At 57.2% G+C, this 25,340-nt stretch carries 21 protein-coding genes and 1 riboswitch; of the genes, 11 read left to right on the forward strand and 10 right to left on the reverse strand.

Annotation, left to right across the window (positions count from 1 at the left end; translation table 11 throughout):
• Positions 1 to 37: 37 nt before the first annotated feature.
• Positions 38 to 937 carry a LysR family transcriptional regulator gene (locus ABLV78_RS07985; RefSeq protein ID WP_047044861.1) on the forward strand — a complete coding sequence of 300 codons (900 nt, stop codon included), beginning with the start codon at positions 38 to 40 and terminating at the stop codon, positions 935 to 937.
• Here the strand turns inward: ABLV78_RS07985 and ABLV78_RS07990 are convergent.
• The gene (locus tag ABLV78_RS07990; protein ID WP_032708742.1) at positions 927 to 2,270 is read right to left on the reverse strand and encodes an NCS2 family permease; all 1,344 of its coding nucleotides are present in this window, start codon (positions 2,268 to 2,270) and stop codon (positions 927 to 929) included. The genes ABLV78_RS07985 and ABLV78_RS07990 overlap by 11 nt on opposite strands.
• Positions 2,271 to 2,272: 2 nt before the next feature.
• The gene (locus ABLV78_RS07995) at positions 2,273 to 4,084 is read right to left on the reverse strand and encodes an adenine deaminase (protein WP_047044858.1); all 1,812 of its coding nucleotides are present in this window, start codon (positions 4,082 to 4,084) and stop codon (positions 2,273 to 2,275) included.
• Positions 4,085 to 4,208: 124 nt separating this feature from the next.
• Here ABLV78_RS07995 and ABLV78_RS08000 point away from each other — a divergent pair, with 124 nt between their 5' ends.
• The gene (locus tag ABLV78_RS08000) at positions 4,209 to 5,120 is read left to right on the forward strand and encodes a LysR family transcriptional regulator (RefSeq protein ID WP_047044855.1); all 912 of its coding nucleotides are present in this window, start codon (positions 4,209 to 4,211) and stop codon (positions 5,118 to 5,120) included.
• On the opposite strand, the gene ABLV78_RS08005 is transcribed toward ABLV78_RS08000, so the two are convergent.
• Both ABLV78_RS08005 and ABLV78_RS08010 read right to left on the reverse strand, forming a co-directional pair.
• Positions 5,117 to 5,539, reverse strand: coding sequence for a universal stress protein (locus ABLV78_RS08005; RefSeq protein WP_047044852.1), 423 nt, complete (start codon positions 5,537 to 5,539; stop codon positions 5,117 to 5,119). The genes ABLV78_RS08000 and ABLV78_RS08005 overlap by 4 nt on opposite strands.
• Before the next feature lie 139 nt (positions 5,540 to 5,678).
• The gene (locus ABLV78_RS08010) at positions 5,679 to 7,655 is read right to left on the reverse strand and encodes an alkyl/aryl-sulfatase (protein ID WP_047044849.1); all 1,977 of its coding nucleotides are present in this window, start codon (positions 7,653 to 7,655) and stop codon (positions 5,679 to 5,681) included.
• A gap of 215 nt (positions 7,656 to 7,870) precedes the next feature.
• Between ABLV78_RS08010 and ABLV78_RS08015 the strand changes: the two genes are divergently transcribed.
• Complete coding sequence (locus tag ABLV78_RS08015; RefSeq protein WP_047044846.1) at positions 7,871 to 8,506, forward strand: helix-turn-helix domain-containing protein; 636 nt, start codon at positions 7,871 to 7,873, stop codon at positions 8,504 to 8,506.
• A gap of 43 nt (positions 8,507 to 8,549) precedes the next feature.
• Here the strand turns inward: ABLV78_RS08015 and ABLV78_RS08020 are convergent, their stop codons facing one another.
• Entirely contained in the window at positions 8,550 to 10,526 is a 1,977-nt protein-coding gene (locus ABLV78_RS08020) for an alkyl/aryl-sulfatase (protein ID WP_047044843.1), read from the reverse strand.
• A gap of 284 nt (positions 10,527 to 10,810) precedes the next feature.
• Entirely contained in the window at positions 10,811 to 11,236 is a 426-nt protein-coding gene (locus ABLV78_RS08025; RefSeq protein ID WP_047044840.1) for a hypothetical protein, read from the reverse strand.
• 294 nt (positions 11,237 to 11,530) lie between these two features.
• Here ABLV78_RS08025 and ABLV78_RS08030 point away from each other — a divergent pair, with 294 nt between their 5' ends.
• From ABLV78_RS08030 to fbaB, 4 genes are all read left to right on the forward strand, one after another.
• On the forward strand, positions 11,531 to 11,848 hold the full coding sequence (locus tag ABLV78_RS08030; RefSeq protein ID WP_045391193.1) for a DUF1493 family protein: 318 nt from the start codon (positions 11,531 to 11,533) through the stop codon (positions 11,846 to 11,848).
• Positions 11,849 to 11,952: 104 nt separating this feature from the next.
• A riboswitch (TPP riboswitch) is annotated at positions 11,953 to 12,049 on the forward strand.
• A gap of 34 nt (positions 12,050 to 12,083) precedes the next feature.
• Positions 12,084 to 12,857, forward strand: coding sequence for a hydroxyethylthiazole kinase (gene thiM / locus ABLV78_RS08035; RefSeq protein ID WP_047044837.1), 774 nt, complete (start codon positions 12,084 to 12,086; stop codon positions 12,855 to 12,857).
• On the forward strand, positions 12,854 to 13,654 hold the full coding sequence (thiD, locus tag ABLV78_RS08040) for a bifunctional hydroxymethylpyrimidine kinase/phosphomethylpyrimidine kinase (RefSeq protein ID WP_047044834.1): 801 nt from the start codon (positions 12,854 to 12,856) through the stop codon (positions 13,652 to 13,654). The genes thiM and thiD overlap by 4 nt, the downstream gene beginning before the upstream one ends.
• 148 nt (positions 13,655 to 13,802) lie before the next feature.
• On the forward strand, positions 13,803 to 14,855 hold the full coding sequence (gene fbaB, locus ABLV78_RS08045; RefSeq protein ID WP_015365768.1) for a class I fructose-bisphosphate aldolase: 1,053 nt from the start codon (positions 13,803 to 13,805) through the stop codon (positions 14,853 to 14,855).
• Between the two features lie 63 nt (positions 14,856 to 14,918).
• Here fbaB and ABLV78_RS08050 read toward each other — a convergent pair whose 3' ends face one another.
• The 3 genes from ABLV78_RS08050 to ABLV78_RS08060 all read right to left on the reverse strand — a co-directional run bounded on the left by ABLV78_RS08050 (position 14,919) and on the right by ABLV78_RS08060 (position 18,674).
• Positions 14,919 to 16,202, reverse strand: coding sequence for an RbtT/DalT/CsbX family MFS transporter (locus ABLV78_RS08050; RefSeq protein WP_165430572.1), 1,284 nt, complete (start codon positions 16,200 to 16,202; stop codon positions 14,919 to 14,921).
• A gap of 82 nt (positions 16,203 to 16,284) precedes the next feature.
• Entirely contained in the window at positions 16,285 to 17,892 is a 1,608-nt protein-coding gene (locus tag ABLV78_RS08055; protein ID WP_047047559.1) for an FGGY-family carbohydrate kinase, read from the reverse strand.
• Positions 17,893 to 17,924: 32 nt separating this feature from the next.
• Entirely contained in the window at positions 17,925 to 18,674 is a 750-nt protein-coding gene (locus tag ABLV78_RS08060) for an SDR family oxidoreductase (protein WP_045398225.1), read from the reverse strand.
• A 288-nt stretch (positions 18,675 to 18,962) separates the two neighbouring features.
• On the opposite strand from ABLV78_RS08060, the gene ABLV78_RS08065 reads away from it, so the two are divergent.
• A complete protein-coding gene (locus ABLV78_RS08065; RefSeq protein ID WP_045398223.1) occupies positions 18,963 to 19,976 on the forward strand; it encodes a LacI family DNA-binding transcriptional regulator in 1,014 nt (337 codons plus the stop codon).
• A 12-nt stretch (positions 19,977 to 19,988) separates the two neighbouring features.
• On the opposite strand, the gene ABLV78_RS08070 is transcribed toward ABLV78_RS08065, so the two are convergent.
• Complete coding sequence (locus ABLV78_RS08070; protein WP_045398229.1) at positions 19,989 to 20,930, reverse strand: sugar-binding transcriptional regulator; 942 nt, start codon at positions 20,928 to 20,930, stop codon at positions 19,989 to 19,991.
• Positions 20,931 to 21,126: 196 nt separating this feature from the next.
• Here ABLV78_RS08070 and dalD point away from each other — a divergent pair, with 196 nt between their 5' ends.
• The 3 genes from dalD (at position 21,127) to ABLV78_RS08085 (ending at position 25,309) form a co-directional block, all read left to right on the forward strand.
• Positions 21,127 to 22,512 (forward strand): D-arabinitol 4-dehydrogenase, encoded by a 1,386-nt coding sequence (gene dalD, locus ABLV78_RS08075; protein WP_047047561.1) that lies wholly within the window; start codon positions 21,127 to 21,129, stop codon positions 22,510 to 22,512.
• Positions 22,503 to 23,966, forward strand: coding sequence for a xylulokinase (gene xylB / locus ABLV78_RS08080; protein WP_047047564.1), 1,464 nt, complete (start codon positions 22,503 to 22,505; stop codon positions 23,964 to 23,966). Before dalD ends, xylB begins: the two co-directional genes overlap by 10 nt.
• A 65-nt stretch (positions 23,967 to 24,031) precedes the next feature.
• Positions 24,032 to 25,309: an RbtT/DalT/CsbX family MFS transporter gene (locus tag ABLV78_RS08085; protein ID WP_165430571.1), complete on the forward strand. Its 1,278-nt coding sequence runs from the start codon at positions 24,032 to 24,034 to the stop codon at positions 25,307 to 25,309.
• The last annotated feature ends 31 nt before the right edge of the window (positions 25,310 to 25,340 follow it).

Below are 25,340 nucleotides of genomic sequence, written 5' to 3' on the forward strand. Positions count from 1 at the left end.
CTATTTTGGGAGCATTCTGAAGCAGGGGAGACTTGGCATGTTCAGGCTGGAAGATCTGACCTTATTTGTCCGCGCGGCGGCGTTAGGCAGTTTTAGCGAGGCGGCGCGGGAGGCGGGGCAGCAGCCAGCGCAGGTGAGCGCGGCGATCAAACGCCTGGAGACGACGCTCAACATTCGCCTTTTTGCCCGTTCGACCCGTAGCCTGCGTCTGACTCCGGAGGGCGAAACCTGGTTGCCCTATGCCACTCAGATGCTCGATACCTTACAGGCCGGGTTACAGAAAATTCAGGCTCCGGGGGATGAAGTGCGCGGCACGCTGCAAATCGCTGTGCCATCCGACCTTGGGCGCAACCTGCTGCTCAAGGTATTTTGCGCTTTTCGCGAACGTCATCCGGCGCTGAGTCTGCGGCTGCACTTTTCCGATCATCTGACCGACGTGTTTAAAGATCCGGTGGATGTCGCTTTTCGCTACGGCTACCACGAAGACGCTTCGTTTATCTCGCTGCCGGTCGCGCCGGAGAATCGCCGGGTGTTAGTCGCTTCACCGCAGTGGATTGCCCGCCACGGTCAAATCAGTAGTCTGGAGGAGTTATCCCGGCACAGTGCGCTACTGTATGTATTACGCGGCCGGCCTTTTGACCGCTGGCCGCTGATTTCAGGTAATGAAGTACATACCGTGGAGATGAACGGCGCGATTATGAGCGATGATGCGGAGGTGATCCGTCGGCTGGCGGTAGCCGGGGAGGGGATCGCATATAAATCGTTTCTCGATGTCAGCGACGATCTGCGGGAAGGAAGACTGGTGCGGCTGCTGCCGGACTATCAGGGCGATTTAACGCCGTTGAATATGATTTGTCCGCACCGCAAACAGCTCTCTGCCGCGGTGCGTTTGTTATATCAAGAGGTGAAATCACATTGTGAAGCGCTTAGTGCTTAACTAAGGTCGCGAAGTAATAGATTAGCGGGATCGCCAGCACCCACAGGCCAATCGGAATTTCACGCCACTTGCCGGCGATCGCTTTAATGACAATGTAAAACAGCAGCCCGCCGGCAATACCGGTGCCGAAGCTGTTGGCGATGAGCGTAATCATCACCATCATGAGGACCGGCAGTCCATCGGTAAAGTTCCCCAGATCGACTTTGCGCAGGCCGCTAAACATGTTCAGGCCTATCAAAATTAACGCCGGCGCGGTGGCCTCTTTAGGGATCATGAGCGCCACCGGCGTAAACAGCAACATCAGCAGGAACATCACCGCCGCCGCCAGCGCGGTGAGGCCGGTCTTGCCGCCGGCTTCCGCTGCCGCGGATGATTCAATCAGCGCCGTGGCCGCCGGAATACCGACCCACGGGCCCAGCGCGGCGGCAATCGAATCGACCATAAACGGGCGATTAATCTGCGGCATGTTGCCTTCTTCATCCAGTAAGCCCGCCTCGCCGCCGACCGCCAGGGTCGTACCCATGGTCGAGAAAAACTCGGACGCAAAAAAGACGAACAGGAACGGCAGGAAGGCGATATTTAATGCCCCCAACAGATCGATTTGCCCGAACACCGGAGCCAGCGAGTGCGGAACATCAATAAAGCTGCCCGGCAGTTTTGTTACCCCGAACGGAATACCCACCAGGGTGGCGAACAGAATGGCCCACAGTATCGCGCCGGGCACTTTACGCGCCTGTAACGCTATCGCCAGAAACAGGCCGCACAGCGCCACCAGCGCGCCGGGGGCAAGAAAATCGCCGAGCATCAGGGCGTTGGTTTTGGCATTCGCCAACACCAGCCCGGCATTGCGAAAGCCGAGAACCGCGACGAACAACCCGATCGAGGCCGTCAGCCCCAGCTTAATTGACTGCGGTACCGAGCGGGTGACCACTTCGCGCAGGCCGAATTGGGTCAACAGGAAGAAGAGGATCCCCGACCAGCAGGCAATCCCGAGGCCAATCTGCCAGCCAATACCTTCGCTGCCCGCCAGCGTCACCCCCACCAGTACCGAGCCGCCAATGCCCGGACCGACGATAAACGGCAGGTTGGCGTAAAACGCCATTAATAGCGAACCGGCGACAAAAACCAGGATAGTGCCGGTGGTGGCGGCGCCTTTATCCATTCCGCCAATCGCCAGCAGCCCTGGAATGACCACCAGTAAATAGGCGGCGGCGAGAAAGCCGGTGATCCCGGCCAGGCATTCGGTGCGTAGCGAACCGCCCCGTGAGTGCAGCGCAAAGCGGCGCTCCAGCCAGTGGCTACGGGCAGAAGTATGAAGTGTGTTATCGGCCATGCTCAGGCTCCCTGAGGATTATTGTTGTGATGAGTTGGCGCCGGTGTCTCCCGGCAGGCTATCAACGGGTCAACTATCTGGCGGCTGCCGCCGTCGGTTAAACCCAAATCGGTTAAATGCGGCCCGGCGTTGCAGGCGAGGCAGGTGCCTTCAATCGCCTTAAATACCCGGTATGGCGGCTCCCAGTCGGCGACTTTACTGCTTAAATCTCGCAGCTCGCGGAACTGCCGCGCCAGCTCGGCGGCGGGAAGATCGGAGAGCATGCCGGCAATCGGCATCGCCACATGGGCCAGGATCTCGCCCTGTTGCGCCAGCGCCATTCCGCCGCCGGAAGCGATCAGCTGATTTGCCGCTAAGGCCATATCCTGAGCATCGCGCCCGAGCACGACCAGGTTATGTGAATCATGCGAGTAGCTGGTGGCGATGGCGCCGCGCAGCTCGCCCCAGCCTTCGAGCAGAGCGATTTGCGGCGTTGCCTGATGGCGGCCGTGGCGGTGCTTAACCCAAATCAGGCTAAAGCCCGCGGGCAGTTGTACTTCACCGTCGCGGATCTGTACTTCTACTTCACCCCATTTCGTGAAGCGCGCGCCGCTGATGTGGCGCAGGCGGGCGACGCCATGGCGAATGCCCTTAATTCGCAGGATAAAGTCTTCCGCGGCGAGGGGCGCTAACTGCAGAGTATCACGCGGCGGCGTCACGCCGGGCGCGGCGGCAACGGGGGTTAGCAGATGACCGCTGCGAGCGATAAGTTTGCCGCCGACGTAGACCTCCTGAGCCTCGAGTTTCTCCAGCGAATCAAACACCACCAGATCCGCGCGCCGTCCCGCGGCAATCAGCCCAAGATCGTTACGCTGCAGGCGAATAGCCGCATTGAGGGTGGCGAAACGCAGCACATCGACCGTTGGCAAACCGTGTTCAATCAGCAGGTTGAGCAGGGCGATAACGCCACCTTTCTCCAGCAGCATATCCGGCGGGACGTCATCGGTACAGACGGTGATTTGCGAAGAGAGATGCGGCAGCGTTTTTAACGCCGTAACGATATCGGGCAGCAGATAGGGGTGTGAGCCGCGAATTTCGATAGTCAGCCCGGCGCGCAGTTTTTCCAGCGCATCGGCCGCTGAAGTCAGCTCATGATCGGAGGTGACGCCGGCGGCGAGATATGCCTGCAAATCGGCGCCGCTAAGCCCGCGGGCGTGCCCCTCAATCAGTTTGCCGCTGTTAAGACCGGCCTGGACAATCTCCTGCATCCGTTCGCTGCCGTTCAGCACGCCATGCATGTCCATCACTTCCGCCACGCCGCGTACTTCCGGCCAACCGAGCATGGTTTCCATTTCAGCGCCGGCGAAATCAGCGCCGGACATTTCGAGACCTGGCGTAGAGGGAACGCTGGATGGCGCGGCCACCATCACCTGTAGCGGCAGGTGGCGACTGGCGTCAACCGCGTAGCGCACGCCATCGACGCCGAGCACGTTGGCCAGCTCATGCGGGTCCCAGAATACCGCGGTGGTACCCTGCGTCAGGACGATTTCGGCGTAGCGCTCGGGCGGTAGATGCGAACTTTCAAGGTGTACGTGGGTGTCCATCAAGCCGGGCGACAGATACCCGCCTTGCAGCGAGCGCACTTCATGGGCGTCGGCGCGGCTACCGCGCGGATGCACGCTGGCAATCATTTCACCCACAATGCCGACGTCAGCGTCGCGGACTTCGCCAGTGGCCATATCGACTATCTGCGCATCGATAAGCAACAGATCAAACGGGGACTCGCCGCGCGCGGCCTGTACGGCGCGACGACGGACTTCAGCATTGCTGGACATAACAACTCCGCCACAAGGATAATGCGGATACTCTAGGGGCACAGCAAACGTTTGCCCAGATGAATAAATTTATCGCCCGATAAGCTCGGGTTATTCTGTATCACCACCGGTAGCGAACCTGACAATGAACGAACCCTGGCAACGTCTGCCCGCGCTCTCACTAAAGCAACTGCAGTATTTTGTGACCCTGGCCCAGTTGCGCCATTTTACCGATACCGCCAATCGGCTGGCGATTAGCCAACCGGCGCTCAGCAGCGCGCTGCGCCAGATAGAAGCGGTGCTTGGGGGTAAGCTGGTCAATCGTACCGCCTCGGCGGTCACCCTGACGGAACTGGGGGCGGCGATTTTACCTCATGCCCAGCGGATACTGAGCGTGGCCCAGGCATCTTTTTTTGATATGCAACAGATCGTGGAAGCGGGCGGCGATGGCACGGTGCGGATAGGCCTGGTTCCGTCGGTGAGCTCACTGCTGTTTCCGCTGCTGCCGCAGACCCTGGCGCAGGCCTTTCCGCGTCTGCGCATCGAATTTCATGACCAGACCAACGATGCGTTAATGCGGGCGCTGCAAAGCGGTGAGATTGATTTTGGTATCGGCGCGATCGACAGTTCGCTGCCGGCTGAGCTATTGGTTTATCCGCTGCGCGAGGATCCTTTCGTGGCGGTGCTGCACAGCGACGATCCGCTGGCTGCGCAGCCAAATTTACCGTGGAAACAACTGGTGGGCCGTGATATTGCCGTTTTCTCCAAGGGGAATATCCAGCGGCTGGTGGCGGCGCTGGTGGAAAGCCAGCGTTTGACTTTAACGACGCGTTACCAGGTAGACTATATCGAAACCCTTTATGGGCTGGTGCGTTCGCGACTGGCGGTGGCCATTCTCCCGGCGCTGTATACGACCTATCTCCAGGACCCGGCGTTAAAGGTGGCGCAACTGCAGCAGCCGGCGCTGACGCGGACGGTGGCCCTGATGCGCGGGCCGCAGGCGCTACCGCCATTAATCGAAGAGTGTTTTTCTCTGTTACAGTCAGCATTGCGCTAGGGCAGGTGTTTTATCAGTACGTCCACCGTCAAATGGTTGATGTACTCCAGCGAGTGCGAGGACAGCACCCCCAGCAGCCGGTTATGGTGTCCGGCGATAATTAAATCGATATGGCGTTGTTGTACGCACTCTTCGACATCAGCAAAACGGCGGGTCGTCACCAGCGATAGCGTCTGTACCGGCAGGGCGACGGTCACCGCCAGCTCGTTGAGCAGGGCTTTGGCCTGAATGACCTCTTGCGATACTTCATCATTCTGCAGGCTGTCGGACACGTAATTAAGTGCCCGGTAGTCGGTGCTGATGTGGGCGATGGTAATCCGCATCCCGTTTTCCTGCGCCATCCTGGCGGCGTGTTGTAGCAACGGAACACCATCAAGGCTGCTATTAATCAGTACCAGCGCATGGTGATAAACGGTCATATATACCTCCGCGCAATAAAACAGTCCTGAACTCATTTTGAGCCTGCGGCGAGGGGAACGCAAATCAGAACATGCGAGTCGAATGGATAAAAAAATCCCCCGTGGTCAGAGCGGTGCGGGGGATGTCAGCGATTATCGCTTACGGGGTGACAATGTTGAACCAGAATTCAAATTTGTCCATGTAGCTCAGCATTTCATCGAGCTTAGCGCCATTGCCGCTAATCTTGACGTCGCCCTTATCTTCAGCCTGCTTCAGCGTTTCCTGTTTCAAAATGATCTTGTTCAGGGTATCGCGGTTCAGAGTAATACTGGCGTCAGCGTTGTCTGCTACCGCATTAGCGGTGTGGTTAAGCACGCCATTTTCCAGCTCCAGCTTATACTTCCCGCCATCTGTACCCAGATCGATATTGAAGACCGCTTTCGCCGCGCCGGCTTTCTGGCCGTTGATATGTACGCCCAGATAGTCGAAGAACATCTCCGGGGTCATCGCGCGCACGGTATCCGGGCTGGCGGTATTTGGCGTCGGGAGTTTCTGTACGCCGTTACGCAGTTCCTGCGCGCCGGTCAGGTAGAAGTTGCGCCAGGTACCGGCTTCCGCCTGGTAACCTAACTGCTCCAGGGCATCCGCTTCGAGATTACGCGCATCGGTATTCTGCGGGTCGGCGAAGACGATTTTACTGGTCACCTGCGCCACCCAGCGGTAGTTCCCCTGCTGATAGTCGGCTTTGGCTTTCTGCATGATGGCATCGGCGCCGCCCATGTATTCAACGAATTTCTTCGCAGCCTGTTGCGGCGGCAGCTCGTCGAGGGTCGCCGGGTTGCCATCGAACCAGCCGAGGTAGTAAACATAGGTCGCTTTCACATCGTGGCTGACGGAGCCGTAATAACCGCGGCTCGACCACTGTTTCTCCAGCGATTCCGGCAGCTTGAAGTTAGCGGCGATTTCATCGCGGGTCAGGCCTTCGTTGGCCATGCGTAGGGTCTGGTCGTTGATGTAGCGATACATGTCGCGCTGACCTTTCATCAGCTTGATAATGTTGTCGTTACCCCAGGTTGGCCAGTGGTGCTGAGCGATAATGACTTCAGCATCGTTGCCCCAGCGGTCGATCGCGGCGTTGATGTATTTTGACCACGCCAGCGGGTCGCGGATCTTCGCGCCGCGCAGCGAGTAGGTATTGTGCAGGGTATGGGTAACATCCTCTGCCGCTTCAATCATTTTCTTCTCTTTGACATACCACAGCATTTCCGACGGCGCTTCGGAACCCGGCGCCATCATGAAGTCGTAGGTCAGACCATCTATCACTTCCTGCTGGCCGGTTTTGGTGATGTAGTTGGTCGGCTGGATAAGCGTCACGGTACCTGCGGAGGTGGTGGTGCCAAGACCGGCGCCGACCTGCCCTTTGGCGTCAGGCTTCAGCAGGTTGCCGTACATGTAGCTGGCGCGGCGGCTCATTGCGGTACCGGCCATGATGTTCTCGGAAACCGCTTCTTCCATAAATCCGGCAGGGGCGTAGATTTTCACCTTACCCGCTTTCACGTCGGCTTCATCAACCACGCCGCGGATACCGCCGTAGTGATCAACGTGGCTGTGGGTGAACAGCACGGCGACAACCGGCTTTTTACCACGGTTGGCGTAATAGAGATCCATCGCTTCTTTCGCCGGCTCGGCGCTCAGCAGCGGGTCGATAACGGTTATCCCTTTCTCACCTTCAATGATAGTCATGTTGGAGAGATCGAGATTACGGATCTGATAAACCCCGTCGGTGACTTTAAACAGGCCGCCGATATTAATCAGCTGCGACTGGCGCCACAGGCTTGGGTTAACGGTATCCGGGGCTTTTTCACCTTCTTTGACGAAGTCATACTTTGCCGGGTTCCAGATAACGTTGCCTTGCTCGCCTTTAATCATGGTTTGCGGCAGCGCGGCGATAAAGCCTTTATGCGCGTTATCGAAATCGGTTTTATCGGCAAACGGCAGTTTGTTGTAGAGCGCGTTATTTGCCTGATGAGTTGCCGGAGTGGCGTCCTGTTGCTGGGCGGCAGCGAAGGCGGAAAGCGACAGTGAAGTTAAAACACCGGCCAGAGCCAGATGTTTAGCGATCTGATTTAATTTCATTGCATGGCCTCTTAGATTATTTGTTCCGCTATCAATGTTTAATATCAGCGGATAATTCAAATGCGGACTAATTACTGGCCATTTTAAAGCGAATACTTTGCGTTGATAGTCCCATATGGGACTGGTCATTATCAAAGAAATAATCACCCTCGAATCTGCTATCACTTCGCTGCTATACTCGATATCACAACAGACGGCGTAGCAAGGTGTATAGCGTGAATTTTCAGGATATCCATAGCTATTATCAGCAACTCAACATTGATGCCTTTTTTCCGCAAATAATGGCACAAGGGGAGCCCCTGACGGTTGCGGCAAATAAAAAATTAGCAATTCAGCCAGGGTATATTTATTTTTGCACTGAAGGTTCGCTTTCAATATTAATGCCGGAGAATGGCCTTCATATTGGTAATTCCATTGAGTATATGCCGATTGGACTTATGGAAAGGTACTGCCCGCTGGCGAAGTTTGAATATAGCGGCAGCGCGGCGGTGAAGCTGGTTAAAGTCACCTATGATGTCTTTGACCAAATCTTTTTACACGGTGGCCCTGAACGCGTGCAGGAGTTGGCGACCATTCTGACCTATATGTCGATTTTTACTATCGATCTTCACAACGAACGCCGGCAAATGACCAGCTACCAGACCATCAGGCCGATGCTGTTTCGTTATCTTTATCGCCAGAGTACGCATCAGGGGGAAAATGAAGGCCTGGCGCTGTTTATTATTAAGCGCACTAATCTGTCGCGCACGCATGTATTTCGCGTACTGGCGGATCTAAAAGCCGGGGGCTATATCACGATGAAGCGCGGCAAACTGGTTTCGATCGACCGACCGCTGCCGGAAGCTTACTAGTAGAAAGGAAACTCCCGCGACCGATGGTCGCGGGAGCAGGGCATTATGGCGTGACGATGTCGAACCAGAATTCGAAATTGTCCATATAACCCAGCATTTCATTGAGCTTATCGGCGTTACCGGTGATTTTCGCGTCGCCATTATCGACGGCCTGTTTAAGCGTCTCCTCTTTGAGGATGATCTTATTCAGGGTGGCGCGGTTGAGGGCGATAGTGGTATCGGCATCTTTCGCTTCCGCGTTGGCGGTATGGTTCAGTACGCCGTTTTCCAGCTCCAGCTTATACTTGCCGCCGTCGCTGCCGAGATCGATATTAAACACCGATTTCGCGTTACCCGCTTTCTCGCCATTGATATGTACCGCCAGATAGTCGAAGAACATTTCCGGGGTCATCGCGCGCACCGTATCCGGGCTGGCGGTGTTCGGGGTTGGCCCTTTCACCACGCCGTTACGCAGTTCCTGCGCGCCGGTGAGGTAGAAGTTACGCCACGGGCCTGATTCCGCCTGGTAGCCTAACTGCTCCAGCGCATCCGCTTCAAGATTACGCGCATCCTGGTTTTTCGGATCGGCGAAGACGATTTTGCTAACCACCTGAGCAACCCAACGATAGTTACCCTGGTCGTAATCCTCTTTCGCTTTCTTCATGATGGCATCGGCGCCGCCCATGTAATCGACGAATTTCTTCGCCGCTTCTTCCGGCGGCAGTTCGTCGAGGGTCGCCGGGTTGCCGTCGAACCAGCCGAGATACAGCACGTAGGTGGCCTTCACGTCGTGGCTGACAGAGCCGTAATAACCCCGGTTAGCCCAGGTGTTGGCAAGGCTCTCCGGCAGTTTGAATTTAGCGGCGATTTCATCGCGGGTCAGCCCTTCGTTGGCCATGCGCAGGGTCTGATCGTTAATGTAACGATACAGGTCACGCTGGCTCTTCAGCAGGTTAACCACGTTTTCGTTGCCCCAGGTCGGCCAGTGGTGTTGAGCCATAATAATTTCGGCCTTGTCGCCCCAGCGCACAATTGCTTCGTTGATGTACTTCGACCACGGCAGCGGTTCGCGGATTTTCGCGCCGCGCAGCGAATAGGTGTTGTGCAGGGTGTGTGTCACGTCTTCCGCGGATTCAATCAGTTTTTTCTCTTCGATGAACCACAGCATTTCCGACGGCGCTTCCGAACCCGGCGCCAGCATAAAGTCATAGGTCAAACCGTCAATAACTTCTTTCTGCCCGTCTTTTTCAATGATATTAGTTGGGGCAATCAGGGTAACCGTGCCCGCCGAGGTGGTGGTGCCAAGGCCGGCGCCGACCTGTCCGGTGGCCGATGGTTTCAGCAGGTTACCGTACATGTAGCTGGCGCGGCGGCTCATGACGTTACCGGCCATGATGTTTTCTGCGACCGCCGCTTCCATAAAGCCGGACGGTGCGTAAATTTTCACTTTGCCGGATTTTACATCCGCTTCATCAATTACGCCGCGCACGCCGCCGTAGTGGTCAACGTGGCTGTGGGTATAGATAACGGCGACGACCGGTTTCTTACCGCGGTTTTGGTAATACAGATCCATGCCCACTTTGGCGGTTTCTGCCGACACCAGCGGATCCACGACGGTAATGCCTTCTTTACCTTCGATGATGGTCATATTGGAGAGATCCAGATTGCGGATCTGGTAGACGCCATCGGTGACCTCAAACAGGCCGCTAATATTGATCAATTGAGACTGACGCCACAGGCTCGGGTTGACGGTGTCCGGGGCTTTTTCACCTTCTTTGATGAAGGAGTACTGCTGCGGATCCCATACTACGTTACCTTGTTCGCCTTTAATGATCTCGGTGGGTAGGGCGGCAATAAACCCTTTATGGGCGTTGGTGAAATCGGTGTTATCTGAGAAGGGGAGTTGGTTATAGAGAGCGTCGTTGGCTTGTTTGGTGGCGGCGGTCGCTTCTTTTGCGGCGACTTCCGCCCATGCTGACAGGCTTAACGATGACAGCAAGCCGGCGATGGCTAAACCTTTCACTACGGGGGTCAATTTCATTGGAATCCTCTTACCATGATGGCAATTCACTCGTTAATTCCGATCTGACGTGGTGTTACAACTTGTAACGCTTATTTGAACTATAACCAGTTGTTTACATTGAGCAAGTTATGGTTACAAAAAAACTACATTAGTTAAAAAACTACTCACTCGTAGGTAAAATGAGATTTATCCAATGGGATTGATGTCGCTTGTTTAGCGCGGTGTCAGACGTGTCGGTTACTGGGGGGAAGGGGAGAAAAAAGCGGCTCTTAGGCCGCTTTTAAATTAACAAGGAAGCGGCGCTATTTGGCGTAGCCTAAAAATTTACCGTCCTGCATGACGGCAATTTTTCCTGATTGGTAGACAATAAAAACGTATAAACCCTGAGAATAGGTTTTCGCGTCAGCATTGCTTTCGTCTAAGGCCGCGGGTTTGCCATCAACGATCAGCCCGGTTGAGTTTGTGACCAGCTTCATGCCATTGAAGATTTTCACTTTTTTGCTGGATTGCGCTTTCTGCACGGGATATAAAGCCTGTGCATTTTCCAGCGCCTGCTTCTCTGCTGCGGCGTTCACCGCAGCCTGTTTGTTTTGTTCCGCAATATAACAGGCGTCTTTACTGACCCCCTGGGCTTCACACTCGGCCATACGCTGCGCCGGCGAACTGCAACCGGCCGCGATGGCTGCGCTGAGTGCCAGCAGTATCATCGAGACGTATTTCACTTTCATCATTAACGACCTTATCGTAGATATTATTTTATACATGCGACGAACATTCATGACAGCGGCGATCGTCCGCGGATCGTTAGCGTGCTTAATTCGTAACGCGTGGTAACTATGTCGTAGGGTGATTAAGAAAATTGTGATCTACATCAACCGCCGTACGGATAACTAAACAATAGTGTAATCGTTTACAATGCGGTGAAAAGAGCGTCTCTGTGGCAAGCGTACGGGGATGATACAATGACGAGTAATGACGGTGTGCCAATCAGCCATTATGATGAAACTATGGACATACTTCTAATGAGCATTGAACAAGAAATTATTGATTATATATATACTCATCATAGCCATAAGAAATACTGTTTTTTTGGCGATCGTCCAGAAGTCACGTTAGATACTGAATTAACAAAGGGGGGGCTGAATATCATCTGGGAAGATGCAGAAGATACTTTAGATTACTATTTCAAACAATGGAATGTAAAAATGAATGGCTTCGAAATTATCTATTACTTTGAACCTGAGTTTTTAGGTTCCATGCCTCCAGAGAAGCCGCTTAAACCGCTAACAGTACAAATGTTGGTAGAGTCCGCAAAAGCGGGTGAATGGCTGTACGATTAAGGGACATATCGCCGGGAGACATACCGCTTTTACCGTTTACAAGACTTACCGCTGGCATTACTATCCTGAAGAGAGATTAACGGAACGTTAGTCGCCATTTTGTACCAAATGACTCGGGGTGCCCTTCTTTGTGAAGGCTGAGAAATACCCGTACCACCTGATCTGGATAATGCCAGCGTAGGGAAGTCAGAGACCGCATGGTCTGCGCTGCTTCCTCATCTGGCGGGAGCAAACCATGCATGAACCGCTAAATCCGGCGCATATCGCGCACCTGCAGCAGCTTTTCCGCACCTCTTCGCCGCTTGTTCACTGTATGACCAACGATGTGGTCCAGACTTTCACCGCTAACGTCCTGCTGGCTATTGGCGCCTCGCCGGCGATGGTGATTGATCCTACGGAAGCCGCGCAGTTTGCCGCCATTGCCGATGCGCTATTGATTAACGTCGGGACCTTAACCACTGAGCGCGCCAACGCGATGCGAGCGGCGGCGCAGAGCGCCCGCCAGGCGGGAAAACCCTGGACGCTGGATCCGGTTGCCGTCGGCGCGCTGACGCTGCGTACCGATTTTTGTCGCGAGCTACTGGAACTGCGGCCTGCGGCGATTCGCGGCAACGCCTCGGAAATCATGGCGCTGGCGGGGAATAGCGGCGGCGGGCGCGGCGTGGACACGACCGATAGCGTAGCTGCGGCGTTACCCGCAGTCCAGGTGCTGGCGCGCAAGCTCAATACCGTGGTCGCGGTGACGGGCGAGGTGGATTACATCAGCGACGGTGAGCGCACGCTTGCCGTGAGCGGCGGTGATGTCCTGATGACGCGGGTGGTAGGGACCGGCTGCGCGTTATCCGCGGTGGTGGCGGCAAGCGCCGCGATGCCCGGCGATCGGCTGCAAAACGTAGCAGCCGCCTGCGGCCTGATGAAAATGGCGGGTGGGGAAGCGGCGCGACACGGCGGTCCCGGCAGTTTTATCCCGGCATTCCTCGACGCGTTATACGCGGAGGTGGCGGCATGAAGCGGATTAACGCCTTAACCATCGCCGGCACCGATCCCAGCGGCGGCGCCGGGATCCAGGCCGACCTCAAAACATTCTCCGCACTCGGCGCTTACGGCTGCTCGGTGATCACCGCGCTGGTGGCGCAGAATACCCGCGGCGTGCAGTCGGTATACCGCATTGAGCCGGACTTCGTGGCGGCGCAGTTGGATTCGGTGTTTAGCGACGTGCGAATCGATACTACGAAAATCGGCATGCTGGCGGAAACCGATATCGTTGAAGCGGTGGCGGAACGTCTTGCCCGCTATCAGATTGCCAACGTGGTGCTGGATACCGTGATGCTGGCGAAAAGCGGCGATCCGCTGTTATCCCACTCGGCAATTGCGACGCTGCGCCAGCGCCTGCTGCCGCAGGTTTCACTGATCACCCCGAATTTGCCGGAGGCCGCGGCGCTGCTCGATGCGCCGCATGCGCAAAGCGAGCGCGAGATGCTGGAACAGGGCAGGGCGCTGTTGGCATTAGGCTGCGGGGCGATATTAATGAAGGGCGGACATCTGGACGACGCCGAAAGCCCGGACTGGCTGTTCACCCGCGAAGGCGAACAGCGCTTTACCGCGCCGCGCGTGAAGACCAAAAATACCCACGGTACCGGCTGTACGTTATCTGCCGCGCTGGCGGCGCTGCGTCCGCGCTATGCCGATTGGGGACAAACCGTCGCCGAAGCGAAGGGCTGGCTATCGGCGGCGCTGGCGCAGGCCGATTCGCTGGAAGTGGGGCACGGTATCGGCCCGGTACATCATTTCCACGCCTGGTGGTAAATGGCAGTGAAACGAGACAGCAGAATCTACTGAAAAAATGCGCTTCCGGCTGGAAAATATGCTAACTCGGTACCAGGCTTAACCTGCCCAAAATTTTTGGGTTGGGATAAAACATGCTGGCTGCGGCCAGCACTTACGGGAGATAGCTATGACTGATATTACGCAGTTGCTTGGCAAAGATGCCGACAGCCTTTTACAGCACCGTTGTATGACTATTCCAGCCGACCAACTCTATTTACCGGGCGCGGATTACGTCGACCGGGTGATGGTGGATAACAACCGCCCGCCTGCGGTGCTGCGTAATATGCAGACCCTCTACAATACCGGGCGTCTGGCGGGAACAGGGTACCTTTCCATTCTGCCGGTCGACCAGGGCGTAGAGCACTCGGCGGGCGCGTCGTTCGCCGCCAACCCGCTCTACTTCGATCCGAAGAATATCGTGGAACTCGCCATCGAAGCCGGCTGTAACTGCGTGGCTTCTACCTATGGCGTACTGGCCTCGGTATCGCGCCGCTACGCGCACCGCATTCCATTCCTCGTTAAGCTCAACCATAACGAAACCCTGAGCTACCCGACCGAGTATGACCAGACCCTGTACGCCAGCGTCGAGCAGGCGTTCAACATGGGCGCGGTTGCGGTTGGCGCGACGATCTATTTCGGCTCCGAGCAGTCGCGTCGGCAGATTGAAGAGATCTCCGCCGCCTTCGAGCGCGCGCACGAGCTCGGCTTGGTCACCGTGCTGTGGGCCTATCTGCGCAACCCGGCATTCAAAAAAGATGGCGTCGATTACCACGTTTCCGCTGACCTGACCGGCCAGGCCAACCATCTGGCCGCCACCATCGGCGCTGATATCGTGAAGCAGAAAATGGCCGAGAATAACGGCGGCTATAAGGCGGTGAACTTCGGTTATACCGACGATCGCGTCTACAGCAAGCTGACCAGCGATAACCCGATCGATCTGGTGCGCTATCAGCTGGCAAACTGCTATATGGGCCGTGCCGGGTTGATTAACTCCGGCGGCGCGGCGGGCGGCGAAACCGATCTCGCCGATGCGGTGCGCACGGCGGTGATCAACAAACGCGCCGGCGGCATGGGGCTGATCCTCGGTCGTAAAGCGTTTAAGAAATCGATGAGCGAAGGCGTGAAGCTGATCAATGCGGTGCAGGACGTCTATCTGGACGGCAAAGTCACTATCGCATAAGGCAAAAATCCGGGCGCGAGGCCCGGATTGACTCTTTTACTTACCCCGGTCTCCGGGGTTTTTTTATGATTTTGCTGCGCTGACGGTCAGCGGTTTAGCCGCTTCGCTGGTAGCAAACCCTGGCTGTTCAACGCGAATAAACGGGCACAGGAAGAAGGCGAGAATATAGAGTGCGGTATAGGCCACCACCACGCCGATGGTGCTGAAGTGCGGCAGCAGCACCACCGCAATTGCCGGCGCGAGGAAGTTCGACAGCCCGGCCGACAGGTTGTAGACCGAAATCGCCGCCCCTTTATGCTTTGGCTCCAGCGCCGGGAACACCGCCGCCATCGGCACGAACGCCGCGACGAAAATCCCCAGCGCAATCGCCGGCACCAGCGCCATGGCGAAGTTATGCCCGAAGTGCTGCGGCAGGTAGTAAAACGCCAGGCTCGACAGCGCCATGCCGATGCAGCCGAACCAGCGCACCACTTTCATCCAGCCCAGTTTCTCCGCCACAATCCCCCAGAAGACGTTGGAGAAAATGGTGGTGAAGAAGAACGCCGCCCACACCTGCAGCCATTCGGAAGTGGTGAAACCGAGCTCATCGACGAACATCATCGGCATGACCACCGCGAAGCCGAACAGCGACAGGGTGTTGATAATGCGCACAATGCTGGAGAGCATAATGCTGCGGTTGGTGTAGATAAGGGTCACCGCGCGCCCCAGCTCGGAGAACTTCTCGCGGGTGGTGAGGTTCTGCATATGGCGCGGGGTTTCGGTGTTGCGCAGCGCCGCCAGGGCAATCAGCCCGCCGGTGACGCAGAACGCCAGCGCCAGCCACAGAGTGCCCATCTCGCCAATGTGCGGGATGGTGAAGCTCGGGATATAGCTGCCGAACACGCCGATACCGACGGAGTAGACCGCCCAGAACCAGCCCAGCGCCGAGCTGGAGCTGTCGCTACGGACGTTATGGATAATGGCGACGATAAACGAATAGAGGAACAGCGGATAGGCCAGGCCGCGGATACCGTAAAACAGCAGGATTAAGGCGTAGTTGGCGCGGCCGAGGCCGAAGACGAGGAACAGGACGTGGAACACGCACCACAGCACGAAACCGATAAACATGGTTTTACGCGGGGTGATGATTTCCGCGACCACGCCGGAGACCCAGGCCGAGAGGGCAGCGGCGAGGCCGTAGAGGGTGAAGGCGAAAGAGGCCTGCGCCGGGCTGAAGCCCAGCTCCTTGATGTAGTGTGAGAGGAAGGCGAGTTCAAAACCGTCGCCGGTCATGAACACGGCGATGGCGACGTATCCCCAGATAAGGTTCAGCGGCAGACCGAACCACTGTTTGTTATTAACGGACATGTTAACCTCGATTTCAGGATGCAGAGGAGCGGCTCCACTGCACAACAGCGGAGCATTATTGTTATTAAATTAAAGAGGTACGTTATTCGCGGATTAGCCGACCGGCCTGTTGTAGCGCTTTGTAGGCCTCATACCTGCGTTGATGCAGCGGGCTAAACGCCGTTTCGCTGCGATAGGTTTTATCCACTCTGGTGAACCGCTTCATGGCGTCCGGTAGCGAGGCGGCGACGTTACCCGCGACGGCGCCGAGGATGGCGGAACCCAGCAATACTGGTTCGCTGCTGGCGGTGCTGACCACGGTTACGCCACAGGCATCGGCCAATAGCTGGCGTACCAGCGGGTGCTGCCCCGCGCCGCCGCTGATAACGATATTTTCGCTCTCAATACCACAGGCGCGTTGGGCATCAAGGATCTGCCGCAGGCCGTAGCCAATCCCGCATAATCCAGCGACATACAGCGCGGTCAGGTTATCAAGATCCCGCTCCATCCCCAGCCCGGCAATCAGCGCTTTCGCGTGGGGGTCGGCAAGCGGCGCGCGGTTGCCGAGAAACTCCGGCACGACGTGCAGTCCATCTGCCAGCTTCACCGCCTCCGACGGCGAGGCAACCTGCGCCAGCACGCGATCCGCCAGCCAGACCGGCAGTGGAACGGCGGCGGCTTTGGCCTGTTCGCGCGCTTCGGCCGCCGCCGGATGGAAGCTCAGTAACTGGTCGATAGCCGCGCCGGCGGCGCTTTGTCCACCTTCGTTCAGCCAGTAACCCGGCACCATCGCCGAATAGTAAGGCCCCCAGACCCCAGGGACGAACACCGCTTTCTCGGTGGTGGTCATGGTGCAGGAGGAGGTGCCGAAGACGTAGGCCATATTATTCACCGCGCCGTTGAGTACGCCAACGGTGCCAATGCCGCCGGCATGGGCGTCGATCATCCCGACCGCCACCGGCGTACCGACAGGCAGACCCATCTCTTCGGCCGCCGCCGCGGTTAACCCATCACCACATGGCGTTCCCGGATCGGCGATACGCTGGCCGATACGGGCGAAGTCTTCTTCCGCCAGCTCTGCGAGGCCAATCTGGCGGAAGTAGTCGGCATCCCAGCGCTTTTCATGGGCCAGATAGGTCCATTTACAGGTGACGGTACAGACGGAGCGGGCCAGATCGCCGGTCGCGCGCCAGGTGAGGTAGTCGGCCAGGTCGAAGAAGTGACGCGCACGGGCATAAGTCAGCGGGCGATTTTCCTTCAGCCACAGCAGCTTCGGCGTTTCCATCTCCGGAGAGATAGTCCCGCCGACGTATTGCAGCACCGGATGGCGGGTGGCATTGATGCGTTCCGCCTGTTCGGTGGCGCGGTGATCCATCCAGACGATGATATTGCGGTCCGCCTCTTCGCTGGGGCCGACGGCCAGCGGCGCGTCATTCTCCCCGATTACCACCAGCGAGCAGGTGGCGTCGAAGCCGATACCGGCTACCGAGTGCGGAGAGACGGCGGCCTTTACGACCGCGCGTTTAATGCAGTCGCAAACCGCCTGCCAGATTTCGCGGCTGGATTGTTCCACCACGCTGCCGGTGCTACGGAAGAGGGTTATCTCCCGGGTGGCGTGGGCCAGCAGTTCGCCGCTGAGGTTAAATACCCCGGCGCGTACGCTGCCGGAGCCGACATCGACGCCGATGAGGGTTTGAGTCTCGCCATTCATAAAATCGTCCTTTTAGTCACCGATACCGGGGGTTATAAATCAACGCTGTTAGGCAGAATAACCAGGTCGCGCACGGTGACGTTTTTCGAACGGGTGACCATAAACAGCACCGATTCGGCAACTTCGATAGGCTGCATCAGGCTGCCGTTGGCCAGCGCTTCTTCCATTTTCTCTTTCGGCCAGTCATCGAGCAGGGCGGTGACCACCGGGCCCGGCAGTACCGCGCCGACGCGGACGCCGTGCTGGGAAACCTGGCGGCGGGTAGTATGAACAAATGCCTGTACGGCGAATTTTGAGGCGGTATAGATAGGTTCCCAGATAACCGGCACCACGCCGGCGATGGAGCTGGTGAAAATAATATCGCCGGATTTTTGCGCAATCATATGCGGCAGCACGCTACGCACGCAGCGGAAGGCGGCGTTAGTATTGAGGTGCAGCACGCGATCCCAGACGTCCGGGTCGCCCTCAGCGACCGGGCCGCCGATGTAAGCGCCGGCGTTGGCGTGGAAGATATCGAGACGGCCGGCAAGTTGCAGGATGCCGTCAATGATCTTATCCACCTGATCGCCCTGCATCAGATCGACCTGTAAAGCAAAAGCGTTTTCGCCAAGCTCTGCCACAATCTTGTTGAGCTTTTCGCCTTCGCGGTCGATCAGAACCACCTTCGCGCCCGCGCCAAGCAGGGTTTTCGCGCATTCAAGACCAATGCCGGAAGCGGCGCCGGTGACCGCGGCGACTTTGCCGCTAAGAGAAGTATTCATAGAGGATACAGAGTGGTTCATTTTATAATCCTTCATGTTGTCTGTTTTGCTCATCAAGCGGGTCTCGACGAGCTTGAGGAGCGGTTACCTGCTACAACAATCTGGCCTGTCAGAGCAGGAGTAACTAAGTTAAGCTATTGAATATCAGCACCATTTATTTCAATTTGCTGATGTCTGAACGATTATTGAGTGTATACGCTAGCGAGCGTCATGGTTGCTCAATCGATGAAGCTAATGTTGCGCCAGCTTCATCGATTGAGCAAGTGGGGAAATTAACAGCGAAATGAATTTGTGACGCAAGTTGGGAAAATGAAAAAAATCACTATCTACGATCTGGCGGAATTATCCGGCGTTTCGGCAAGCGCGGTGAGCGCGATCCTCAATGGCAACTGGAAAAAACGCCGTATCAGCGCCAAACTTGCGGAAAAAGTGACGCGGATTGCGCAAGAACAGGGCTACGCGATTAATCGCCAGGCCAGCATGTTGCGCAGTAAAAAATCGCATGTCATCGGGATGATTGTCCCCAAATACGACAACCGTTATTTTGGTTCCGTGGCGGAAGGCTTTGAAGAGATGGCTCGTGAGCGCGGCCTGCTGCCGATTATTACCTGTACTCGCCGTCGACCGGAGCTGGAAATCGAAGCGGTGAAAGCGATGCTCTCCTGGCAGGTGGACTGGGTGGTGGCGACCGGGGCGACTAATCCGGATAAAATTACCGAGCTTTGTCAGCAGGCGGGGGTGCCGACGGTCAACCTTGACCTGCCGGGCTCCACCGCACCGTCGGTGATCTCCGATAACTACGCGGGCGCCCGCGCGTTGACCGATAAAATTCTTGATAACAGCCTCAATCGCCACGGCAAACTGGCGCCGCTGTTTTTTGTCGGCGGGCGCAGTAGCGACCACAACACCCTGGAGCGTTTGCGCGGATTTCGCGATGCCCATGCGGCGCGCGGCATGAGCGTGCCGGATGAAAATATTCTTTCTCCGGGCTATTCAAAAGGCAAAGTAGAAGCCTGCATGCAGGCGCGTTTCAAAAGCGCTGATGAACATCTTCAGGGGTTCTTCGTTAACTCGACCATCTCGCTGGAAGGGGTGGTGCGATGGCTGGCCCAGCTAGGGCTGACCGGCGCCGAACAGCCACCAATGGGCTGTTTTGACTGGGATCCGTTTGTTTATCTATTGGGTCACGACATTGACATGGTGCAGCAGAACGTACCGGCGATGCTGGAAGCGGTATTCAATATCATCGACGCTGGCGAGGCCAGCCAGCAGCGGGTAGAGATCCCGCCGCTGCTGATTAGCAGCCGCGAGCATCTGGCGTGAAAACCGCTGGCGCTAGCGCGTCAGCAGCCAGCGGGCGGTATGTTCATCGGTCACCAGGCCGTTAATCCAGCCGCCTTTTAACGCCGCGAGGATCGCCGGGCGCTTGTTCTCGCCACAGGCGACGGCTATCCGCGGGCACTGATTTTGGCGGATATCGTAGCTGGTGATCAGGCGATTAATTTCGCTGTCGACGACGCCGCCGTCGGCATCGATAAAGCGGCCGAGGATCTCGCCGATGCCGCCGCGCGCCGTCAGTTCATCCAGTTGGGCCTTATTAATAAATCCGTCTTTGAAGATGGGGCTTTGGGTCCCCAATGGGCCGATACCGACGAAAATAACGTCCGCCTGCTGTGCGGCGGCAGATACGTTGCTGAACAGGCGGCTGCCGCACCACATCTCATGTTCCTGACGGGTTTGCGCATAGCGCGGCGCGGGCCACTGGTAGTAGTTGGCCTGAATTTTCCGCGCCAGCAGCAACGGCACGTCGTCGTAGTAGTTGCATTTCCCTTCATCGTTCATTGCGCTAATCAGCGCCACGCAGCGGCTGTTGGGGCTATCGAAATCAATGCGCTGGATGGTTTTTTTCAGCGTTAATCCAGAACCAATGCCGATTATTTTGGCGTTATCGCTCTGCAGGTAGCGGGCCATCAGCTGATAACAACCGAAGGAAACGCTATCCAGCGTGCTCTCCTCGTTGTAGGTCGGCACGATATTGCACTCGATGAGTTGATACTTTTCCTGCAACAACTGCGCATAATCGAGGCAGTTCGCCACCGGATGATGCAAACCAATTGACACAATGCCTTCTTCCTTCGCCGCGGCGATCAGGCGCTGGACCACCGGCCTTGAGGTGCCAAGGTGGCTGGCGATTTCGCTCTGATTCTGACCGGCAATGTAGTACATCCATGCGGCGCGGACCTTCTGATCCAGCCTGATGTCGTCTTCTTTACTCACGTTATCCTGCCTTAAATACGCGGGCGCAGTAGCGCAGATACCCGCATTTTGGCTGCGGTTTTCCAAACAGGCAAGCTTTTGCTCTGAATTGGTCATTTGTAATTTTATTGGGTAATTGTTCTTTTGTGATCTGTAGCTCTTATTTGATTCAAATGATCACCTACAGTGAGCCGCATCACCTCAAGGAGAGCAGAACATGAATACGCAATTCACATGGCTTCACATTGGTCTCGGGTCTTTTCATCGCGCCCATCAGGCGTGGTATCTGCATCGACTGCGGGTTTCCGGCGATTCGCGCTGGCATATCGCGGCGGGAAATATTCGTAATGACGCCGAGCATGTGGTGCATGCGCTGGCGGAGCAGGAAGGGCGCTATGTCCTCGAGACGGTGAGCCCGGAAGGGGAGCGAGAATACGAAGAGATCGCCTCAATTCAAAAATTACTGCCGTGGCAGGCGGGGCTGCAGCCGCTGATTGATGAAGGCGCGAACCCGCAGACCAAAGTCATTGCTTTCACGGTGACGGAAGGGGGCTATTACCTCAATACGCAACATCGCCTGGAAACCAGCAACGCCGATCTGCAGGCCGATTTGCAGGGGGATTGCAAAACCATTTATGGCACCATCACCCGGATCCTTGAAAAACGCATCGCCGACGATGCTGGTCCGCTGACGCTGCTTAACTGCGACAACGTGCGCCACAACGGCGAACGTTTCCATGATGGACTGGTGGAATTTCTGCAGCTGACCGGTAAACAGCAGGTTATTGACTGGCTGGCGGTGAACGCGACCTGTCCAAACACCATGGTCGATCGTATCACGCCGCGCCCGGCCGCCGATCTGGCGCCACGTATCAAAGCGCAAACCGGCATCGACGATAAAGCGCCGGTGATGGGCGAAACCTTTATTCAATGGGTTGTGGAAGATAATTTCCGCGCTGAGCGCCCGGCGCTTGAGACGGTAGGCGTGGAGATGGTGGCGTCGGTTATCCCCTATGAAGAGGCGAAGATTCGCATTCTTAACGCGTCACATAGCTGTATCGCCTGGGCGGGAACCCTGTTGGGCCAGCAATATATTCACGAGAGTACGCTTACCGATGCCATCTACGCCATCGCTGACCGTTACGTCAGTGAAGATGTGATTCCGTGTCTGGGCGATAACGGTATCGACCTGGTAACCTATCGCGACGTGGTACTCAAGCGTTTTACCAACCCCTATATCCAGGACACCAATCAGCGGGTGGCGGCAGACGGATTCTCAAAAATCCCGGCGATGATTGCCCCAACCCTGCAGGAGTGCTACCAGCGCGGCGTGCGTCCGCAGGCTACCGCTATGTTGCCGGCGCTGTTCTTTGTCTTTATGCAGCAGTGGCATAAAGGGGCTTTACCGTATCAGTACCAGGACGGAATTCTTGATGAATCGGCGGTACACGCCATGTTTAATTCGCCTGACCCGATCGCCCGGTACGCCGGTGATAAAGCCCTGTTTGGCGATCTGGCGGAATCGGCGGATTTCCACGCGCTGCTGCGTGAGCAAATCGCCGCCGTCTACGCGCTGACCCAGCAGGAGGCGCTATGTATTTAGGCATCGATCTCGGCACTTCGGAAGTTAAAGCGCTGGTGCTGGATGAAAACAATGCGGTCGTCGCCAGCCATAGCGCGCCGTTGACCATTCAACGGCCGCATCCGCAGTGGTCTGAACAATCGCCGCAGGCGTGGTGGGAAGCGACGGAATACCTGATTGCCACTCTGCGCGAGAAGTGCGCGAGCCATTGGTCGGCGATTAAAGCCATCGGCCTTTCCGGACAGATGCATGGCGCCGTGCTACTGGATGCCAGCGGCGAGGTGATTCGCCCGGCGATTTTATGGAATGATACCCGCTGCGCGCAGGAGTGCGCCGAGCTTGAGGAGATGGCGCCGGAGCTGCATCAGGTGGCCGGTAATCTGGCGATGCCGGGATTTACCGCGCCGAAACTGCTGTGGGTGCGGCGTCACGAGCTGCAGCATTTTGCCCGTACCGCTTGCGTACTGCTGCCGAAGGATTTTCTGCGCTACAAGATGACCGGCAAAAAAGTCTCCGATATGTCGGATGCCGCCGGCACCCTGTGGCTGGATGTTGCGCGACGGGACTGGTCCGACGCGCTGCTGCAAAAGTGCGGCCTGACGCGGCAACAAATGCCGGAACTGGTTGAAGGATGCGACGTTTCCGCCACGCTGGCGGCAGACATTGCCGAACGCTGGGGGCTTAATCCTTCGGTGCTGGTGGCGGGGGGCGGCGGCGATAATGCGGTCAGCGCGATTGGCGTTGGCGCGGTGTCGCCGGGAGACGCTTTTATCTCGCTGGGGACCTCCGGCGTGCTGTTTGTCGTCACCGACCGCTATCGTCCGGCGCCGCAGTCGGCGGTGCATGCTTTCTGTCACGTACTGCCGAACCTGTGGCACCAGATGAGCGTGATGCTCAGCGCCGCCAGCTGTCTGCAGTGGTTCTGTCGTCTGACCGGCACCACCGAAGTGGCGCTACTGGAGGAGATAGCCCAGTTAAGCGAAGACGAAAAAGCCAATGCGCCATACTTCCTGCCTTATCTTTCCGGCGAGCGTACGCCGCATAACGATCCGCTGGCGCGCGGTATGTTCTGGGGAATGACCCATGCCAGCCAGCGCGCTCAACTGGGATATGCGGTGCTGGAGGGGGTGAGCTTCGGCATTGCTGACGGCCTGCGCGCGTTGCAGGAGAGCGGAACCCGTATCGACCAGTGTTCCCTGGTCGGCGGCGGCGCCCGCAGTCCGTTCTGGGCGCAACTGCTGGCGGATATCCTGGCGATGCCGGTGGTGACGCATAAAGGTGGGGAAACCGGCGGCGCGCTGGGAGCGGCGCGGCTGGCCTGCCTGGCGGCGGGCAAACCGCTGGCCAGCGTTTGTCATAAGCCGGAAATCTGGCAAACCTGGCAGACGGATCCGCAGCGTCATCAGACGCTGATGCCGCGTTACGCCCATTTTCAGTCTCTGTACCTCAACGACCGACATTTTCGACAGCAATAAGACATATGACGCTCCGGCGAAACTGCCGGAGTGATTCTCCTGCACCCTACAACAACGAGGTCACCATGTCCGTTAATCACAAACAGTGGCTCGGTCTGCCGCTGAACCTTATCTGGGGATACGTCGCCATCGCCGTGTTTATGACCGGCGACGGTTTTGAACTCGCCTTCCTCTCGCACTACATCAAGGAGCTGGGCTTCAGCCCGGCACAGGCCTCTTTCGCCTTCACCCTCTACGGCCTCGCCGCTGCCCTCTCGGCCTGGGTCTCCGGCGTGGTCGCGGAAATCATCACCCCGCGTAAAACCATGTTTATCGGTTTTGTGCTGTGGTGCGTGTTCCACGTCCTGTTCCTCGTCTTCGGCCTCGGCCGCGCCAACTACGCCTTAATCCTGCTGTTTTACGGTATCCGCGGTCTGGCCTATCCGCTGTTCCTCTACTCGTTCATCGTCGCCATTATCCATAACGTCCGCAGCGACAGCTCCAGCTCGGCGCTGGGCTGGTTCTGGGCGGTCTACTCCGTCGGTATCGGCGTGTTCGGCAGCTATATCCCGAGCTTCACCATCCCGCACATCGGCGAGATGGGCACTCTGTGGCTGGCGCTGGCGTTCTGCGTCACCGGCGGACTGATTGCCCTGGCGGCGCTGCGCAACACCGAAACCCCGCGCCATATGCAGAACCTCACCACCCGCGAGAAGTTCTCCGAGCTGGGGCGCGCGGTGACCCTTATCTACACCAACCGCAGCATTATGCTCTCCAGCATTGTGCGCATTATCAACACCCTGTCGCTGTTCGGCTTCGCGGTGGTCATGCCGATGATGTTCGTCGATGAGCTCGGCTTCACCACTTCCGAATGGCTGCAGGTATGGGCGGCGTTCTTCTTCACCACCATCTTCTCCAACGTCTTCTGGGGTATCGTGGCGGAGAAACTGGGCTGGATGAAAGTGGTGCGCTGGTTCGGCTGCATCGGCATGGCGCTGTCGAGCCTGGCGTTTTACTACCTGCCGCAGCACTTCGGGCATAACTTCGCCATGGCGCTGGTGCCGGCGATTGCGCTGGGGATTTTCGTCGCGGCGTTCGTGCCGATGGCGGCGGTGTTCCCGGCGCTGGAGCCAAAGCATAAAGGGGCGGCGATTTCGGTCTACAACCTGTCTGCCGGGCTGTCGAACTTCCTCGCGCCGGCGATTGCGGTGGTGCTGCTGCCGCACTTCAGCACCATCGGCGTGGTGGTGGCCTATACCGCGCTCTATCTGCTGGCGTTTTGTCTGTGCCCGTTTATTCGTGTCGATCAGCCGGGCTTTGTCCGTAAGGCAAGCGGCGTCAGGGAAGGGGTAGAATATTCATAACGTTATCAGGGCGGGTATATCCCGCCCTGAT

The sequence above is a fragment of the Klebsiella sp. CN_Kp075 genome (genome assembly GCF_040065055.2).
GTDB classification, from domain to species: Bacteria; Pseudomonadota; Gammaproteobacteria; order Enterobacterales; family Enterobacteriaceae; genus Klebsiella; species Klebsiella aerogenes.

Coding starts and splice junctions, on each gene's coding strand:
- ABLV78_RS08060 (WP_045398225.1), bottom strand. CDS start 18,674: ATGAACCACTCTGTATCCTCTATGAATACTTCTCTTAGCGGCAAAGTC.
- xylB (WP_047047564.1), top strand. CDS start 22,503: ATGTATTTAGGCATCGATCTCGGCACTTCGGAAGTTAAAGCGCTGGTG.
- dalD (WP_047047561.1), top strand. CDS start 21,127: ATGAATACGCAATTCACATGGCTTCACATTGGTCTCGGGTCTTTTCAT.
- ABLV78_RS08005 (WP_047044852.1), bottom strand. CDS start 5,539: ATGACCGTTTATCACCATGCGCTGGTACTGATTAATAGCAGCCTTGAT.
- ABLV78_RS07985 (WP_047044861.1), top strand. CDS start 38: ATGTTCAGGCTGGAAGATCTGACCTTATTTGTCCGCGCGGCGGCGTTA.
- thiM (WP_047044837.1), top strand. CDS start 12,084: ATGCATGAACCGCTAAATCCGGCGCATATCGCGCACCTGCAGCAGCTT.
- ABLV78_RS08025 (WP_047044840.1), bottom strand. CDS start 11,236: ATGAAAGTGAAATACGTCTCGATGATACTGCTGGCACTCAGCGCAGCC.
- thiD (WP_047044834.1), top strand. CDS start 12,854: ATGAAGCGGATTAACGCCTTAACCATCGCCGGCACCGATCCCAGCGGC.
- ABLV78_RS08065 (WP_045398223.1), top strand. CDS start 18,963: ATGAAAAAAATCACTATCTACGATCTGGCGGAATTATCCGGCGTTTCG.
- fbaB (WP_015365768.1), top strand. CDS start 13,803: ATGACTGATATTACGCAGTTGCTTGGCAAAGATGCCGACAGCCTTTTA.
- ABLV78_RS07990 (WP_032708742.1), bottom strand. CDS start 2,270: ATGGCCGATAACACACTTCATACTTCTGCCCGTAGCCACTGGCTGGAG.
- ABLV78_RS08020 (WP_047044843.1), bottom strand. CDS start 10,526: ATGAAATTGACCCCCGTAGTGAAAGGTTTAGCCATCGCCGGCTTGCTG.
- ABLV78_RS08050 (WP_165430572.1), bottom strand. CDS start 16,202: ATGTCCGTTAATAACAAACAGTGGTTCGGTCTGCCGCTGAACCTTATC.
- ABLV78_RS08000 (WP_047044855.1), top strand. CDS start 4,209: ATGAACGAACCCTGGCAACGTCTGCCCGCGCTCTCACTAAAGCAACTG.
- ABLV78_RS08010 (WP_047044849.1), bottom strand. CDS start 7,655: ATGAAATTAAATCAGATCGCTAAACATCTGGCTCTGGCCGGTGTTTTA.
- ABLV78_RS08030 (WP_045391193.1), top strand. CDS start 11,531: ATGAGCATTGAACAAGAAATTATTGATTATATATATACTCATCATAGC.
- ABLV78_RS07995 (WP_047044858.1), bottom strand. CDS start 4,084: ATGTCCAGCAATGCTGAAGTCCGTCGTCGCGCCGTACAGGCCGCGCGC.
- ABLV78_RS08055 (WP_047047559.1), bottom strand. CDS start 17,892: ATGAATGGCGAGACTCAAACCCTCATCGGCGTCGATGTCGGCTCCGGC.
- ABLV78_RS08085 (WP_165430571.1), top strand. CDS start 24,032: ATGTCCGTTAATCACAAACAGTGGCTCGGTCTGCCGCTGAACCTTATC.